We start from the raw sequence: 1,091 nt of genomic DNA, 5'->3' as shown, positions 1-1,091 counted from the left end.
GCGCCCTCCGCGCGCGCGGACCGGCGCGCTACTACGGCGGAGAAGACGAGGCCGCGCGCACCCTCGTGCGGCTGCTCGTGGCCGAGGGGTTCACCGACGCTCGCGCGAGCGTCGCCGACGGTGTCTTCACCGCAGAGCACGCCGCCCGCGTCACCCGCGCCGACGAGCCCGTGCGCGTGGTGCCCGGGGGGCAGGCGGCCGCTTTCCTCGCCCCCCTTCCGGTGACCGCGCTCGAAGACCCCGACCTGGCGAGCCTGCTGGCGCGCTTGGGGGTCCACACGCTGGGGGAGTTCGCCGCCATGCCGGTCGATCGGGTCCGGGAACGGTTCGCCGAGCGCGGGGCGCGACTGCACGCCCTCGCCTCGGGGCGTGACTCCCAGCCGGTGCAGCCGCGCACCCCACCGCCCGAGCTCCGCCGCGAGGTCGCCTTCGAGCCACCGCTCGAGCTCGCCGACCAGATCGCATTCGGTATGCGGGTAGCTGCCGAGGAGTTCATCGCTCGCCTGGGCGAGCAGAACCTGGTGTGCACCGAGGTGCGCGTCGTGCTTTCGGGCGAGCGCGGCGAACGCAGCGAACGCGTGTGGCTGCACCCCGGGTCCTTCGACGCCGGGGCCGTGGTCGATCGCGTGCGATGGCAGCTCGCCGAGGACGGTCGCGGCATCTTCGGCAGCGGTGTCGCCGGGGTCTCCATCGAGCCCGAGGCGGTGGACGAGGCGTCCCACCATGTCAAGGGACTCTTCGGGGCCGGGCCCGACGAGAGGGTGCATCACGCGCTCTCCCGGGTGCAGGCCATGCTCGGTCACCGTGCCGTCGTCACCCCGGTCGTCGGCGGGGGTCGGTGGTTGGCGGAGCGTCAGGTCTTGGTGCCGTGGGGCGACCGCGCGGTGACGGCGAAGGACCGCGCCCGACCCTGGCCGGGGAGCCTTCCCGATCCCCTTCCGGCGACGGTATATCCCGAACCCCGGCTCGTGGAGGTCACCGACGTCGCGGGGGCGTCGGTGACGGTGGGGGACCGCGATGCGTTGAGCGCGCCGCCGGCGATCCTCGACGCGGGCGGCCGACGCATGCGCATCCGGGAGTGGGCGGGTCCC

The 1,091-nt window shown here is 74.5% G+C and carries 1 protein-coding gene; it reads left to right on the top strand.

The window, feature by feature from the left end:
- On the top strand, positions 1-1,091 hold a 1,091-nt coding region (locus LQV45_RS34915), incomplete at both ends, for a DNA polymerase Y family protein (protein WP_230012558.1).

The organism is Microbacterium sp. Bi128, assembly GCF_918698205.1.
Note: the sequence above shows the minus strand (reverse complement) of the source record. Positions and strands in the feature narration are given on the sequence as shown.